Genomic DNA, 13,652 nt, shown 5'->3' with positions numbered 1-13,652 from the left:
CTCGCGAATGCAGGGTGTCAGTCGCTAAATAAGTTGACTGACACCCTGCATTCGCGAGCAAGCCCGCTCCCACATGGGGTTATGCGTCGTTTATCGAGGCTGTGCGCACTCCAACGCCTGGTCCACTACCCCCTTCGCCATCTCCACCAAATGCATCACCGCCCGCTGCGGCGCCTTCATCACCTCACCCGACGCATTCGCCGTCTCCACCGCGCAATGCAACAACTCCGCCGCATGGGCCAGGGCGTCTTCGAAGCTCAGGTTGTCATTCAGGATAAAGATCGGCGCATCCGGGGCGGATGCCTTGAGGTAGTAGTCGATGGCACGACGGTGGAGCAGGGCGTCTTCGCTGAGGAAGTCGGTTTTGTTTTCAGTTGAAGCAGAGGTTGCTTTGACCATGTTGAATCTCCGGGATCTTTAACGCTCTCCTTCCGTCAATTTCGGCTTGCACTTCCGGTCACCGAAGGGTCGATGACGTGTGGCAGATTAGCGGTCGCGTTGTGATGGAACAAGGCTTGAAATGCTGCTCGGAAACGTCCTGCAATTGATCGGGATAGGTCTTGCTGGCCAATAGTGGCAGGCTTATTGGACAACGTTTTGGAGAGGCGGCTAGAAATGAAGGATCATCCGACCACAGCCGAGATCAGCGAAAAAGTGATCCAGCTATTCGTCGATATCATTGGTTTTATCGACCGAAGCGAAGTGACGGAACAAACCGATTTCATCCATGACTTCGACATCATTGATGACGACCTGACGTGCTTTGTCATGCAGATCAAGTGGCAGTTCAAGCTGCAAGCGACGCAGGAGGATTGGGATCACATCACGACCATCGAGCAGATAGTCGATTTGATCGTCCAGCGCAGATCGAGTCCTTTGTAGGAGCGAGCTTGCTCGCGAAGAACGCCAACGGTGACGCTGGCGTCCTGAATGCACGCGGCGCTCTCAGGTCTTTCGCGAGCAAGCTCGCTCCTACAGGGGGCGGCGGGCAAGCGGTGAGGCCACTGGCGCCATCGCAGGCAAGCCAGCTCCCACAGTTGACTGCGTCGCTCGGGCAGTGCGCGATCGCTCAGCCAGCATTTTTCCCATTGGCTTCCAACTGCCCCAACGGCACCCGCCGCTCTATGGCGCTGGACAAAATAATCGAGGTCTTGCTGAAGCCGAACTTCGCGACCCGGTTAATCAGGTTTTCCAGCTCGGGCATCGAGCCCACCGCCGCTTGCATGATCACGCATGGGTCGCCCGTGACCCGGTGGCATTCGGTGAGTTCGGGTATCTCCGCCAGGGCGTCGTACACCTTTTGGCTGCCATGGTTGGTCAGTCGCAACTCGATCACGCATTGAATCGGCAAGCCCACTTTGGATAAATCCACCTTGGCCTGGTAGCCGGTGATCACGCCGCTGGCCTCAAGCTTGGCCACGCGTTCGGCCACGGCGGGGGCGGAGAGGTTTACGGTGCGTGCCAGTTGCGCGTAGGAAGCGCGGCCATCTTCAAGCAGGGCGCTGAGGAGCATGCGGTCGTATTTGTCCATGATAAGGCTCCGGTTGCGCATCACTTTCGAAAGCACGGTTTATAGCCTTGATAACCGTGGTTTGAGAAGTGTATTGGCGTTTTAAACAGGTTTTGTAACTTAAGTTTATCCACCTTCGTTTCTAGAATAAGTCTCCCATTTCCTGCCATAGAGCCGCCCAATGCCTGGCCCACGTCGCTTTCCCTTACCGTTGATCGCCGCCTTTTTTGCGTTGTATGTGATCTGGGGTTCCACCTATCTGGTGATCCGCATTGGCGTGGAGTACTGGCCGCCGCTGTTGCTGGCGGGGATTCGGTTTTGCACGGCAGGCGCGTTGATGTACGGCTTCCTCCGGTGGCGCGGGGTGCCGGCGCCGACCTGGCCGCAGTGGAAGGCGGCCGGGATGATCGGCATTTTATTGCTCACTGTGGGCAATGGTGGCGTGAGTGTGGCGGAGCATATGGGCGTGTCGTCCGGCGTGGCCGCGCTGGCGGTGGCGACGGTGCCGCTGTTTACCTTGCTGTGTGGGTTTTTCTGGGGCGCGCGTAATACGCGGTTGGAATGGGCCGGGGTGCTGCTGGGGATCATTGGCATCGCCATGCTCAACATGGGCAGTACCTTGCAGTCGAGCCCACTGGGCGCGGTGTTGCTGTTGATGGCGGCGGCGTCCTGGGCCTTCGGCTCGGTGTGGAGCCGCCACTTGCCGCTGCCCCAAGGCGCCATGGCCAGCGCCGCGGAAATGCTCGTGGCCGGCGTAGCGCTGCTGATCGTCAGCGCGTTGTCTGGCGAGCACTTGCAGGCCATGCCGCCGCTGGAAGGCTGGCTGGCCCTGGCGTACCTCACGGTGTTCGGCTCGATCATCGCCTTCAACGCTTATATGTACCTGCTCAAGCACGTCCGCCCGGCGGCGGCGACCAGCTACGCCTATGTGAACCCGGCCGTGGCCGTGTTGCTGGGGATTGTGTTCGTGGGTGAGAGCATCGGCCTGGAAGAAGCCTTGGCAATGCTGGTGATCATCAGCGCGGTGCTGCTGATCAGCCTGCCCCAATGGCGCAAGCCCAAACCCGAAATAAGGTAAACTGCCGCGCATTACGCCCTTGCGCTGAATTTTTCCTACGGTAACTACATGACTTTCGCCACCCTTGGCCTGATCGAACCCTTGCTGCGCGCCCTTGAGACGCTTGGCTACCAGACCCCGACGCCGGTGCAGGCCCAGGCTATTCCGGCAGTGCTGGCCGGTCGCGACCTGATGGCCGCGGCCCAGACCGGCACCGGCAAGACCGCAGGTTTCGCTTTGCCGCTGCTGCAACTGCTGACCCTGGAAGGGCCGAAAGTCGCCGCCAACTCGGCGCGTGCGCTGATCCTGTGCCCGACTCGGGAACTGGCCGAGCAGGTTCACGCCAGCGTCGCCGAGTATGCCCAACACCTGCCGCTGACCACTTACGCGGTGTACGGCGGTGTGAGCATCAACCCGCAGATGATGAAGCTGCGCAAGGGCGTGGATATTCTGGTCGCCACCCCTGGCCGCCTGATCGACCTGTTCCGCCAGAACGCGCTGAAGCTCAACCAGCTGCAAACTCTGGTGCTGGATGAAGCCGACCGCATGCTCGACCTGGGCTTCTCCGAAGAGCTTGCCAACATTTATCGCATGTTGCCGAAAAAGCGCCAGACCCTGCTGTTCTCCGCGACCTTCTCCGATGACATTCGCCTGCTCGCCGGGCAGATGCTCAACGACCCGCTGAGCATCGAAGTCAGCCCGCGCAACGTCGCCGCCAACACCGTCAAGCAGTGGGTGGTGCCGGTGGACAAGAAGCGCAAGCCGGAGCTGTTTGTGCACCTGATGCGCAAGGGCCGTTGGAAGCAAGTGCTGGTGTTCGCCAAGACCCGCAACGGCGTAGACGCCTTGGTGGACAAGTTGCAGGGCCTGGGCATCAACGCCGACGGCATCCATGGCGACAAACCCCAAGCCACTCGCCAACGCGCACTGGACCGCTTCAAGGCCAGCGACGTGCAGATCCTGGTGGCCACCGATGTAGCGGCCCGTGGCCTGGATATCGAAGACCTGCCGCTGGTGGTCAACTTTGACCTGCCGATCGTGGCCGAAGACTACATCCACCGCATCGGCCGTACCGGGCGCGCGGGCAACACCGGCGAGGCGATTTCCCTGGTGTGTGCCGATGAGGTGAACATGCTCTCGGCCATCGAGATGCTGACCCGCCAGACCCTCACGCGCAAAATGGAACCGGATTTCGAACCCGAGCACCGCGTGCCAGACACCGATGCCAGCGGGCAGGTGGTAAAGAAGCCGAAAAAGCCGAAGAAGCCCAAAGCGACTGGCGGTGGCGGCAAGCGCAACCTGGGCAAGTGGGTGGACAGTGGGGAAGTGGCCCCGGCCGAGCCTTCGATCAAGCCGGTGCGCAAGGTGCCGGTATTTAACACCGGGCCGCGTAAGAAGAAGTGATCTTGCGTTGTGGCTGATGGCCTCATCGCAGGCAAGCCAGCTCCCACCTTTTGAATTGTGAACACAGTCAAAGGTGGGAGCTGGCTTGCCTGCGATGGCGGCCTTAACTCCACCGCAAATCTCAGCGGTTAAGCCACTCCAACATCCCCCGCCCAGCCGCCCGGCCACTGGCAAAACACCCGGTCAGCAAATACCCACCGGTCGGCGCTTCCCAATCGAGCATTTCCCCCGCACAAAACACCCCAGGCAATGGCTTGAGCATCAACCGCTCATCCAGCGCTGCAAACGGCACACCACCGGCCGTGCTGATCGCCTCATCCATCGGCCGCGTCCTCACCAGCGTCAGCGGCAACGCCTTGATATCCACCGCCAATTGCGCAGGGTCATTAAAGTGCCCAGCAGGCGTCAGCTCGCGCAACAACGCCGCCTTCACGCCATCCAAGCCCAGCTGACTGTGCAAATGCTTGCTCATCGACCGCGAGCCACGGGGCTTGGCCAATGCGGCCTGCACCTTGTCCAACGGCTTGCTGGGCAGCAAATCGATATGCACCGTGGCCGCACCGTCGCGGTTGATCGTTTCGCGAATCGGCGCCGACAAGGCGTAAATCAAACTGCCTTCAATGCCGATGGCGGTGATCACACACTCGCCCAGCCGAGGCTTGTCATCCCCAAGGCCAATGGCGACGTTTTTCAACGGTGCGCCCGCGAATTTGCTGACCATCAACTCGCTCCACGCCGACACTTCAAACCCGCAGTTGCTCGGTTGCAGCCGCACATAGGGCAGGCCCTTGCCTTCAAACAGGTTAAGCCACGCACCGTCGGAGCCCAGGCGCGACCAGCTGCCGCCGCCCAGGGCCAGTAGCACGGCGTCGCTGTGGACAACCTTGTCACCGTCCGGGCTGTGGATAAGTAAATCGCCCTCGGCATTCCAGCCGGTCCAACGATGCCGGGTGTGGATAACCACACCTTGCTCCCGCAGACGCTTGAGCCAGGCGCGCAACAGTGGCGCGGCTTTCATATCGGTAGGAAATACGCGGCCAGAGGTGCCGACGAAGGTTTGAATGCCCAGGCCGTGAATCCATTCGCACAGCGCCTCGGCGCCAAAGCTGCGCAGCAGCGGCGCCATGTGCGGGGCGCGTTCGGCGTAGCGCGACAGGAATGCCGGGTACGCTTCGGAGTGGGTGATATTCATGCCGCCCACGCCGGCCAGCAGGAACTTGCGCCCCACCGACGGCATGCCGTCGTACAGGTCCACACGCACGCCCGCCTGGCTCAAGACTTCGGCGGCCATCAGCCCGGCGGGGCCGCCGCCGATAATGGAGACGTGGTGGGCAGAAGTCTGAGGCATGGGCAGGGCTACGGTGATATGAATAGGCCGAGCATTCTACCCGACCACGACGCCGCTGCCTGATCAAAAAACGTACACTTTCCTACAGGCCATACGGCCACTCGCTTGCAGCCGCTTACGCTCAAGTTATCCACAGGCCGTTCCACAGGCATTGTGGGTAACGCTCACACTTCAATGACAGCCTGATGACGTCCACACCCGTTGCGCGCTGTGGTGCAAGATGCCGTGGCGGCGGGCGAGGGCGGGGCGGTCCTTGCTGTAGCCGCCGCCGATTACGCCCATTACTGGAATGTCGCGGCCCAGGCAGTGGCGCATCACGCTTTCATCACGGGCGGCGACGCCTTCGTCTGTCAGCTTGAGGTAACCGAGGGCGTCGTCCTTGTGCACATCCACGCCGGCGTCGTACAGCACCAGGTCCGGCTGGTAGAGCGGCAGCAGGTAGTTGAGCGCGTCATCCACCACCTTGAGGTAGTCGGCATCGCCCATGCCCATGGGCAGCGGGATGTCCCAGTCGCTCTGGGCCTTGCGTGCCGGGAAGTTCTTTTCGCAGTGCAGCGACACGGTGATGGCGTCCGGCGTGTCGTGCAGGATGCGTGCAGTGCCGTCGCCCTGATGCACGTCGCAATCGAAGATCAGCACGCGATTGACCCGGCCGCTGGCCAACAGGTAATGGCTGATCACCGCCAGGTCATTAAAAATGCAGAAACCCGCCGGATAATCGTAATGGGCATGATGGGTGCCGCCCGCCAGATGGCAGGCCAGGCCATGTTCCAGGGCTTGTTCGGCGGCGAGGATCGAGCCGCCCACCGCACGCACCGTGCGCCGGGCCAGGGCGTCGCTCCAGGGTAGGCCGAGGCGGCGTTGGTCTTCGCGGGACAGTTCGCCGCTCATGTAGCGTTCGATATACCCAGGTTCATGGGCCAGGGCCAAAATGTCTGCCGGGCACAGCGACGGACGCAGCAATTGGCTGTCTTGGGTCAGGCCGCTGTCCACCAGGTGGTCACGCAACAGGCGAAACTTGTCCATGGGGAACCGGTGGTCCGCCGGGAACTCAGGGCTGTAGTCTTCGTGGTAGATCAATGGCAAGGGCATGGGATTTTCTGACGGGAACCTGCGACGGATCTTAACAGCGCTGTACACTCACGCACATGGCAAGGCAGGGGGACCCATGGAGCTGATACTGGAATTGGAAAGTGCACGCTTGGTGCTGCGCCAATGGCGCGACAGCGACCTGCCGGACTTTGCGCGCATGTGCGCCGACCCGCAGGTGATGCGTTACTTCCCGGCGCAATTGAGCCATTTGGAAAGCGCGGCGCTGATTGGCCGGATACGCGGGCATTTTGCTGAATATGGCTTTGGTTTCTGGGCTTTGCAGCGCAAGGACACCGGTGAGTTTATCGGCCTGACGGGCCTTGCGAATGTCAGCTTCGAAGCCGGCTTTACTCCAGCGGTGGAAATCGGTTGGCGCCTGGCCCGTGAGCATTGGGGCCTGGGTTATGCCAGTGAGGCCGCCTGGACGGCGTTGCGCTGTGGTTTTGACCGCCTGCAACTGGACGAAATCCTGGCCTTCACCACCGAGAGCAATCTGCCCTCACAAAAAGTCATGCAGGCCATCGGTATGCATTACGATCCGCAGGCAGATTTTGAACACCCGAAAGTCGCAGCCGGTGACCCGCTGCGCCCTCACGTGTTGTACCGCATCACCCGCGCCCAATGGTTGGACACGCTGCACGGATAAGCAGGCGGTCATGCTCAACAGAACCCTGTAGGAGCGAGCTTGCTCGCGAAGAACGCAAGAGCGCTGCGGTAAACCAGAAGCGCTGCGTCATCGTTAACGACCTTCGCGAGCAAGCTCGCTCCTACAGGTAGATACCGTTTTGCTTTGAGGAGAGTTTCAATGAGCCAAGTATTGGAAGATCTGGTGGACTTGCTGACCCTGGAGCCGATCGAGGAAAACCTCTTTCGCGGCCGCAGCCAGGACCTGGGCTTTCGCCAGCTGTTCGGCGGCCAAGTGCTCGGCCAGTCGCTGTCGGCGGCCAGTCAGACCGTAGAAGAAGCGCGCCATGTGCATTCCCTGCACGGTTATTTCCTGCGCCCTGGCGATGCCGCGTTGCCGGTGGTGTATTCGGTGGACCGCGTGCGCGACGGTGGCAGTTTCAGCACGCGTCGTGTCACCGCGATTCAAAAGGGCAACCCGATCTTCACCTGCACGACCTCGTTCCAGTACGACGAAGAAGGCTTCGAGCACCAGACCACCATGCCGGTGGTAGTGGGCCCGGAGAACCTGCCGTCGGAGCTGGAGCTGACCCAGCAACGTGCGCACCTGATCCCCGAGCACATGCGCGACAAGCTGCTGTGCCCCAAGCCGATTGAAGTGCGCCCGGTCACCGAAAAAGACCCGTTCAACCCGCAGCCGTCCGACCCGGTCAAATACGTGTGGTTTCGTGCCGACGGGGCCTTGGCGGACACGCCGGCGCTGCATAAATACCTGCTGGCCTATGCCTCGGACTTCGGCCTGTTGACCACCTCGTTGCTGCCCCATGGCAAGACCGTGTGGCAGAAAGACATGCAGGTGGCCAGCCTCGATCACGCGCTGTGGTTCCACGCCGACCTGCGTGCCGATGACTGGTTGCTGTACGCCATGGACAGCCCGTGGGCCGGCAATTCCCGGGGGTTCTCCCGGGGCAGCGTGTACAACCGCGCCGGGCAACTGGTGGCGTCGGTGACTCAGGAAGGTTTGATCCGCCATCGCAAGGATTGGGCATGAGCCTCTGCGACGTGAAGCACTGGGTGTTCGACATGGACGGCACCCTCACGGTGGCGGTGCATGACTTTGCGGCCATCCGCGTGGCGCTGCAGATCCCGCCTGAAGACGACATTCTCACGCACCTCGCGGCATTGCCGGCAGATGTCGCGCAGGCCAAACATGCCTGGTTGCTGGAGCATGAGCGCGAGCTGGCGCTGGGTTCCATTGCGGCCGAAGGTGCCGTTGAGCTGGTACGGGAATTGGCCGGGCGCGGTTATCGCTTGGGGATCCTGACCCGTAATGCGCGGGAATTGGCGCATATCACCCTGGAGGCGATAGGCCTGGCGGACTGCTTTGCCATTGAGGATGTGCTGGGGCGCGATGATGCGCCGCATAAGCCGGATCCGGGTGGGTTGCTGAAGCTGGCGGCGGCCTGGGACGTGGCACCGAGCCAGATGGTGATGGTGGGGGATTATCGCTTTGACCTGGATTGTGGCCGGGCGGCGGGGACCAAGACGGTGTTGGTGAACTTGCCGGAGAACCCTTGGCCGGAGTTGGCGGATTGGCATGCCGAGGATTGTGCGGCGCTGCGCCGAATGATCTAAGCCGGGCGCCAGAGATCAAATGTGGGAGCTGGCTTGCCTGCGATGACGGACTGTCAGTTGATAAAGTGTCAGCTGACCCACCGCTATCGCAGGCAAGCCAGCTCCCACATTTTGATTGGGTTCTTTCAGCTGCTACTGGGTAAACAGCACTTTTTCTCCCTCTGGTGAGGTAAACATCTTATCCCCGTCATGCCCCACCCCTGGCACTTCTACCAGCCTGTGAGCCAACTGCGGATGCCGCTGTTTGAGGTAATCAAAGTAGTTGTGCCCACGCATCAGCCGATACGCGCCCTGGGCCTCGGCCTCGCAGCTTTTATCCAGCGCCGGGTGGTTGGGGTCGGTGTCTTGCTGGCCCAACAGGTAAGTGATATCCCGTGACACGTAGGCCCGCTCCAACTGCTCGGCACCTCGGTCACCCGCGTAACCCGGCAGGTTTTGCATGCCGTACTTCCAGTCGTTGAAGCCAGGGCAACTGGCCGCATCGAACTTCACTGGGCGTTGCGGGCTGAAGTACGCATAGGACGACGGGTTAGCCACCACATACCGCAGGCGGATGCCTTCGGTGTTCAGCAGTGGGTGGTCGTGGCCGGTGAGGGCGAAGCGCTGCACCACTTGGCCGCCACCGGAATGCCCGGCGACCACGATTTCTTTCAGCGCCGGGAACAGTTTGCGGTTGCCCAAGTGCTTGATGAGCTGGTCCAGAGCGCCATAAGAGCTGATCTGCCCTGGGCCGGTGGAGGCTTCGCCGGCCATCCAGTCGTTGCCCTTCCAGCGCAAAACCTGATCGTCCAGGTGGTTACGCTTCACGTCCGTTTGATTGAGAAACTGCGGCGCGATCACCAGCGTATTGCCGCCCACCCCGGCATGCTCGGCGGCGTCGATGCCGCTGTGCAGGTAGGTTTGTGCATTGCGCAGGCGGCCATGCACGATGATCAATGCGCGTGTGACCTTGGGCAGTGGTTGGCGCCAATCCTGGCTCAGGCCCAGGCTGAGGTCGCCGGCCTCCAGATGAAAGCGATCGGGGCTGACCACCTTGACACCGTGTTCAGCCGCGAAGGTGCAACAGGACACGAGCACGCCCAGCAGTAACCCCAACTGTTTGATCATTTAGAGACTCTTGGCCGCGAAGGTATCGCATTGAGTGATCTGGCCCTGGGCGAAGCCGGTCTTGAACCAGCGCACGCGCTGGGCCGAGGTGCCGTGGGTGAACGAGTCCGGTACCACGCGCCCCTGGCCCTGCTGCTGCAAGCGGTCATCGCCGATGGCATTGGCTGCGTTCAGGGCTTCTTCGATATCGCCGGGTTCCAGCCAGTTCAGGCGTTTTTGCGCATGGTTGGCCCACACGCCGGCAAAGCAGTCGGCTTGCAGTTCCTGGCGAACCAGCAGGCCACCGTCGCCTTCCATCTGCCGACCCTGTTGGCGCGCCGCCTGGATCTTGGACGAGATGCCCAGCAACGTTTGTACGTGGTGCCCGATTTCGTGGGCGATCACGTAGGCCTGGGCGAAGTCACCGGCGGCCTGGAAGCGTTGCGACATTTCCCGGAAGAAGTCCAGGTCCAGGTACACCTGCTGGTCTGCCGGGCAGTAGAACGGGCCGCTGGCTGAGGTGGCGCCACCACAGGCTGAGTTGACCCGGCCACGGAACAGGATCAGTTTCGGGTTCTTATACGCCAGCCCGTTTTCCTGGAACACCTGGCCCCAGGTGTCTTCGGTATCGCCCAGCACAGCGCGCACGAAGTCGGCTTGCTCATCGTTGGCTGGCGGCGCTTGACGCGGCTGGGTGCTGACCGACGGCGCTTGTTCCATCTGGCCGGTCAATTGGCCGAGGATCTGCATCGGGTCCTGGCCGGTCAGCCAGCCAATGCCGACGATCAGCACGATGGCCGTGAGGCTCAGGCCCTTGCCGCCGCCGAAGCGCATACCGCCACCGCCGCCGCCACTGTCATTACGGGCATCCACCACGTTGTCGCTGCGTCGGCCTTTTTTCCATAGCATGGGAGCAATCCTCTGTGTGCTAACCGTGATTGATTATGGTCGGTATTAACGGCAATAGCCTTCGCCAGTGGCAACGATCAGGCAGTCTTTTTTATCTGCCAGCCACTTCAAGCCGGTGGCGGCGCCATCGCCAGCGCGCAACAGCTGCGGGCCGTCGGGGCGGGTGAAGGCGATGCCGTCGTCAGTGGCCTCACCTTTGAAGGTGCCGGCGTCATCGGCGTCGAGGCCGTATTGCATGGTCAGCAGGTAGTGGCCACGGCCAATGCTGTCGTCCTTGGCGATGGTCAGGTGCAAGCCTTCGACACCGATCCACTGGCCGACCCATTTATCGGTGGGCGGGGTCTCGGGCACCAGGGTCGCTTGCACGGAAGCGGGCGCGGGCTTGGGGGCTTCTTTCGGGGCTTTGTCGCAGGCAGCGAGCAGGGCGAGGGCAGACAGGGCAAAGAGGATTTTTTTCATAGCGGCAAGGCCTTGGTTAAAAAGGGTGCAACGCTGGGGCGAGCGTGCAGCGTTGGACTCGGATCCATCGATTTAGTGCGCTGTTCGCCCGGTGTTTGGTTATGCTCTTGGGGCAGACTCCGGCCCGGCTGCTAGATTACCGGGTTGAGCGCTACTGGGTTCAGTGCTCAGCGTCCCGCTTGCCACACACGAGAATTCAATGACTGTCAGTACCCCGCTCTCCGGCGTCAACCATCCGTTCAAAGGCATCCTGCTGATTGTGCTGGCGACGTTCCTGTTCTCCAGCCACGACGCCTTGTCCAAATACCTGGCCGGGTTTTACCCGATCGTGATGGTGGTGTGGGCGCGTTACATGGTGCACACCTTGCTGATGGCCGGGATCTTCCTGCCGCAATCGGGCCTGCGCGTGTTGCGCAGCAAGCGGCCGGGCATGCAGGTGGTGCGGGCGTTATGCCTGTTGGGCACCAGCCTGTTCTTCACCACGGCGCTGCATTACATCCCCTTGGCCGAAGCCACGGCGGTGAACTTCCTGGCGCCGATCCTGGTGACGGCGCTGTCGGTACCGTTGCTGGGTGAGCATGTGACCCGTGGCCAGTGGCTGGCGGTGATCTGCGGGTTTATCGGCGTGGTGATCATCATCCACCCCGGCGGCGAGCTGTTTACCCCGGCGGTATTGCTGCCGCTGTGCTCGGCGCTGTTCTTCTGTTTCTACCAGTTGCTCACGCGCATCCTCAGCCAATACGACAGCCCGACCACCAGCAACTTCTTCGCCGGCCTGTGCAACACCTTGGTGATGAGTGCGATGGTGCCGTTCTTCTGGCAAGTGCCGACGCTGTGGCACGCAGTGATGATGCTGGCGCTGGGCACTTGCGGGATGACCGCACACTTGATGCTCACCCAGGCGTTCCGCTTCGCGGCGCCGGCCTTGCTGGCGCCGTTTGGCTATTGCCAGATCGTGTTTGCGGGTTTGTTGGGCTGGCTGGTGTTCAGCCATACCCCCGATATGACCACGGTGGTGGGTATCGGGGTGATCTGCATGAGCGGGTTGGCCGCTGCCTGGCAGCAGCGGCGGCGTTAGTTAAACGTCTACGGTGGGGATCTTGCGTGGCGCCATGAAGTACATCCACACCAGGGCGATGAAGTACATCGCCGGGATCAGGGTGAACAAGATCGTGTAGTTGTTGTTGGTCACCGTGAGGATGTGGCCGACGATCTGGGTCATGAACATGCCGCCGATGGCCGCGCACATGCCGCCGAAGCCGAACACCGTGCTCATCATGTGCTTGGGCGTGTAGTCCATCACCAGGCTCCAGATGTTGGCGGTCCAGGCCTGGTGCGCGCCGATGGCCAGGGAGATGGCAAACACCGCGACCCACAGCTGGCTGGAGCCGGCCGCCATGATCACGCCGACGATGCAGCAGGCGAACAGCAGCATCGACAACAACCGCGCCTTGATCGAGTTCATCCCACGGCCGATCAGGAATGACGACAGGATCCCGCCGCCCACGCTGCCAAAGTCGGCGGTGAGGTAAATGATGATCAGCGGAATGCCCATCTGCGTCACGTTAATGCCCAGGTTGTATTGTTGGTTCAAGAACGGCGGCAGCCAATACAGGTAGAACCAGAACACCGGCGCGGTGAGCGAGTAGGCGAGGGCGAAGGCCCAGGTGCCACGCATGCGCAGGATGCGGCTGAACGGCACGCGGGGTTGTTCCGGTTCGACTTCCTGTTGCACGTAGTCCAATTCGGATTGTTTAACGGTGGGGTGGTCTTCCGGGTTGTAGTACTTCAAGCCCCAGAGCACCAGCCAGATACCGCCGAGTGCCGACATGCACAGGAACGCCGCCTGCCAGCCCCACACGTGCAGGATCAACGGCAGCAGCATCGGCGTCATCATCGCGCCGACGTTGGTGCCGGCGTTGAAGATACCGGTGGCCACTGCGCGTTCACCCGCCGGGAACCACAAGCGTGTGGTCTTGACGCAGGCCGGGTAGTTGGCCGCTTCGGTCAGCCCGAGGATAAACCGGCAGACCATAAAGCCGACTGCCGAAGTCGCCAGGCCATGGGCACCGGTGGCCAGGCTCCACAGCAGCACGGCGCAGAAGAACACACGCTTGACGCCAACTCGGTCGATCAGGCGGCCTTGCAGCACAAAGCCGATGGCGTAGCCGACCTGGAACCAGAAGTTGATGTTGGCGTAGTCCATCGCCGTCCAGCTCATTTCCTTGGCGAGGATCGGTTGCATCACGCCTAGGGCGGCGCGGTCGATGTAGTTCAAGGTGGTGGCGAAGAACACCAGGGCCAGCATGCCCCAGCGCGTTTTACCCACGGCCAGGGCACCGCGGATCTTGTCGCCGATACCGGCGTGCGGGTTGCCCGGGCGCGTGGCCAGGGCTGGATTTTGCAGAGGCATGAGGTTTGTACCCGTTTTTTGAAATTCTTATGGTGTGTTCTGGGTCTTTGTTACGTGAACGAATTGCCCGGTCGATGGTGCGCAGTGGTTAAAAAGTCGTCAATTCGCCAAAGGG

General features: G+C 61.5%; 15 protein-coding genes. 7 read left to right on the top strand and 8 right to left on the bottom strand.

From position 1 onward, the window contains the following. Positions 1-90 precede the first annotated feature (90 nt). Positions 91-399: a DUF6124 family protein gene (locus tag DK871_RS03840; RefSeq protein WP_032895196.1), complete on the bottom strand. Its 309-nt coding sequence runs from the start codon at positions 397-399 to the stop codon at positions 91-93. 216 nt (positions 400-615) lie between these two features. Here DK871_RS03840 and DK871_RS03835 point away from each other — a divergent pair, with 216 nt between their 5' ends. Next, positions 616-882 carry an acyl carrier protein gene (locus DK871_RS03835; RefSeq protein WP_161904033.1) on the top strand — a complete coding sequence of 89 codons (267 nt, stop codon included), beginning with the start codon at positions 616-618 and terminating at the stop codon, positions 880-882. Positions 883-1,069: 187 nt separating this feature from the next. On the opposite strand, the gene DK871_RS03830 is transcribed toward DK871_RS03835, so the two are convergent. Then, a complete protein-coding gene (locus tag DK871_RS03830; protein ID WP_014720049.1) occupies positions 1,070-1,531 on the bottom strand; it encodes an Lrp/AsnC family transcriptional regulator in 462 nt (153 codons plus the stop codon). 160 nt (positions 1,532-1,691) lie between these two features. Here DK871_RS03830 and yedA point away from each other — a divergent pair, with 160 nt between their 5' ends. Further along, positions 1,692-2,588, top strand: coding sequence for a drug/metabolite exporter YedA (gene yedA, locus DK871_RS03825; RefSeq protein WP_003194388.1), 897 nt, complete (start codon positions 1,692-1,694; stop codon positions 2,586-2,588). Positions 2,589-2,636: 48 nt separating this feature from the next. Continuing rightward, complete coding sequence (locus DK871_RS03820; RefSeq protein ID WP_161904032.1) at positions 2,637-3,971, top strand: DEAD/DEAH box helicase; 1,335 nt, start codon at positions 2,637-2,639, stop codon at positions 3,969-3,971. A 121-nt stretch (positions 3,972-4,092) separates the two neighbouring features. Here DK871_RS03820 and DK871_RS03815 read toward each other — a convergent pair whose 3' ends face one another. After that, positions 4,093-5,319, bottom strand: a complete 1,227-nt coding sequence (locus DK871_RS03815) for a TIGR03862 family flavoprotein (RefSeq protein WP_161904031.1) — start codon at positions 5,317-5,319, stop codon at positions 4,093-4,095. Positions 5,320-5,490: 171 nt separating this feature from the next. Next, entirely contained in the window at positions 5,491-6,411 is a 921-nt protein-coding gene (locus tag DK871_RS03810) for a histone deacetylase (RefSeq protein WP_161904030.1), read from the bottom strand. Positions 6,412-6,487: 76 nt separating this feature from the next. Here DK871_RS03810 and DK871_RS03805 point away from each other — a divergent pair, with 76 nt between their 5' ends. The 3 genes from DK871_RS03805 (at position 6,488) to DK871_RS03795 (ending at position 8,670) form a co-directional block, all read left to right on the top strand. Continuing rightward, positions 6,488-7,057 carry a GNAT family N-acetyltransferase gene (locus tag DK871_RS03805; protein WP_161904029.1) on the top strand — a complete coding sequence of 190 codons (570 nt, stop codon included), beginning with the start codon at positions 6,488-6,490 and terminating at the stop codon, positions 7,055-7,057. Between the two features lie 159 nt (positions 7,058-7,216). Beyond that, positions 7,217-8,086 (top strand): acyl-CoA thioesterase II, encoded by an 870-nt coding sequence (gene tesB / locus DK871_RS03800; protein ID WP_003194379.1) that lies wholly within the window; start codon positions 7,217-7,219, stop codon positions 8,084-8,086. Further along, positions 8,083-8,670, top strand: coding sequence for an HAD family hydrolase (locus tag DK871_RS03795; RefSeq protein ID WP_161904028.1), 588 nt, complete (start codon positions 8,083-8,085; stop codon positions 8,668-8,670). The genes tesB and DK871_RS03795 overlap by 4 nt, the downstream gene beginning before the upstream one ends. A 132-nt stretch (positions 8,671-8,802) precedes the next feature. Here the strand turns inward: DK871_RS03795 and DK871_RS03790 are convergent, their stop codons facing one another. The 3 genes from DK871_RS03790 to DK871_RS03780 are packed head-to-tail and all read right to left on the bottom strand — an operon-like array spanning position 8,803 to position 11,124. Further along, positions 8,803-9,777, bottom strand: a complete 975-nt coding sequence (locus DK871_RS03790; protein ID WP_161904027.1) for an alpha/beta hydrolase — start codon at positions 9,775-9,777, stop codon at positions 8,803-8,805. Continuing rightward, a complete protein-coding gene (locus DK871_RS03785; protein WP_014720040.1) occupies positions 9,778-10,665 on the bottom strand; it encodes a neutral zinc metallopeptidase in 888 nt (295 codons plus the stop codon). It lies immediately after the preceding gene. A 45-nt stretch (positions 10,666-10,710) separates the two neighbouring features. Further along, positions 10,711-11,124 (bottom strand): lipoprotein, encoded by a 414-nt coding sequence (locus DK871_RS03780; protein ID WP_161904026.1) that lies wholly within the window; start codon positions 11,122-11,124, stop codon positions 10,711-10,713. A gap of 199 nt (positions 11,125-11,323) precedes the next feature. Between DK871_RS03780 and DK871_RS03775 the strand changes: the two genes are divergently transcribed. Then, entirely contained in the window at positions 11,324-12,202 is an 879-nt protein-coding gene (locus DK871_RS03775; RefSeq protein ID WP_003194370.1) for a DMT family transporter, read from the top strand. Here DK871_RS03775 and DK871_RS03770 read toward each other — a convergent pair whose 3' ends face one another. Continuing rightward, on the bottom strand, positions 12,203-13,537 hold the full coding sequence (locus DK871_RS03770) for an MFS transporter (protein ID WP_161904025.1): 1,335 nt from the start codon (positions 13,535-13,537) through the stop codon (positions 12,203-12,205). It abuts the gene before it with no gap. Positions 13,538-13,652: the final 115 nt, after the last annotated feature.

This window comes from Pseudomonas sp. L13 (genome assembly GCF_009935965.1).
In the GTDB taxonomy this organism is placed as follows: domain Bacteria; phylum Pseudomonadota; class Gammaproteobacteria; order Pseudomonadales; family Pseudomonadaceae; genus Aquipseudomonas; species Aquipseudomonas lactis.
This window is presented reverse-complemented; position numbering and strand designations above follow the sequence as displayed.

Coding starts and splice junctions, on each gene's coding strand:
- DK871_RS03840 (WP_032895196.1), bottom strand. CDS start 399: ATGGTCAAAGCAACCTCTGCTTCAACTGAAAACAAAACCGACTTCCTC.
- DK871_RS03835 (WP_161904033.1), top strand. CDS start 616: ATGAAGGATCATCCGACCACAGCCGAGATCAGCGAAAAAGTGATCCAG.
- DK871_RS03830 (WP_014720049.1), bottom strand. CDS start 1,531: ATGGACAAATACGACCGCATGCTCCTCAGCGCCCTGCTTGAAGATGGC.
- yedA (WP_003194388.1), top strand. CDS start 1,692: ATGCCTGGCCCACGTCGCTTTCCCTTACCGTTGATCGCCGCCTTTTTT.
- DK871_RS03820 (WP_161904032.1), top strand. CDS start 2,637: ATGACTTTCGCCACCCTTGGCCTGATCGAACCCTTGCTGCGCGCCCTT.
- DK871_RS03815 (WP_161904031.1), bottom strand. CDS start 5,319: ATGCCTCAGACTTCTGCCCACCACGTCTCCATTATCGGCGGCGGCCCC.
- DK871_RS03810 (WP_161904030.1), bottom strand. CDS start 6,411: ATGCCCTTGCCATTGATCTACCACGAAGACTACAGCCCTGAGTTCCCG.
- DK871_RS03805 (WP_161904029.1), top strand. CDS start 6,488: ATGGAGCTGATACTGGAATTGGAAAGTGCACGCTTGGTGCTGCGCCAA.
- tesB (WP_003194379.1), top strand. CDS start 7,217: ATGAGCCAAGTATTGGAAGATCTGGTGGACTTGCTGACCCTGGAGCCG.
- DK871_RS03795 (WP_161904028.1), top strand. CDS start 8,083: ATGAGCCTCTGCGACGTGAAGCACTGGGTGTTCGACATGGACGGCACC.
- DK871_RS03790 (WP_161904027.1), bottom strand. CDS start 9,777: ATGATCAAACAGTTGGGGTTACTGCTGGGCGTGCTCGTGTCCTGTTGC.
- DK871_RS03785 (WP_014720040.1), bottom strand. CDS start 10,665: ATGCTATGGAAAAAAGGCCGACGCAGCGACAACGTGGTGGATGCCCGT.
- DK871_RS03780 (WP_161904026.1), bottom strand. CDS start 11,124: ATGAAAAAAATCCTCTTTGCCCTGTCTGCCCTCGCCCTGCTCGCTGCC.
- DK871_RS03775 (WP_003194370.1), top strand. CDS start 11,324: ATGACTGTCAGTACCCCGCTCTCCGGCGTCAACCATCCGTTCAAAGGC.
- DK871_RS03770 (WP_161904025.1), bottom strand. CDS start 13,537: ATGCCTCTGCAAAATCCAGCCCTGGCCACGCGCCCGGGCAACCCGCAC.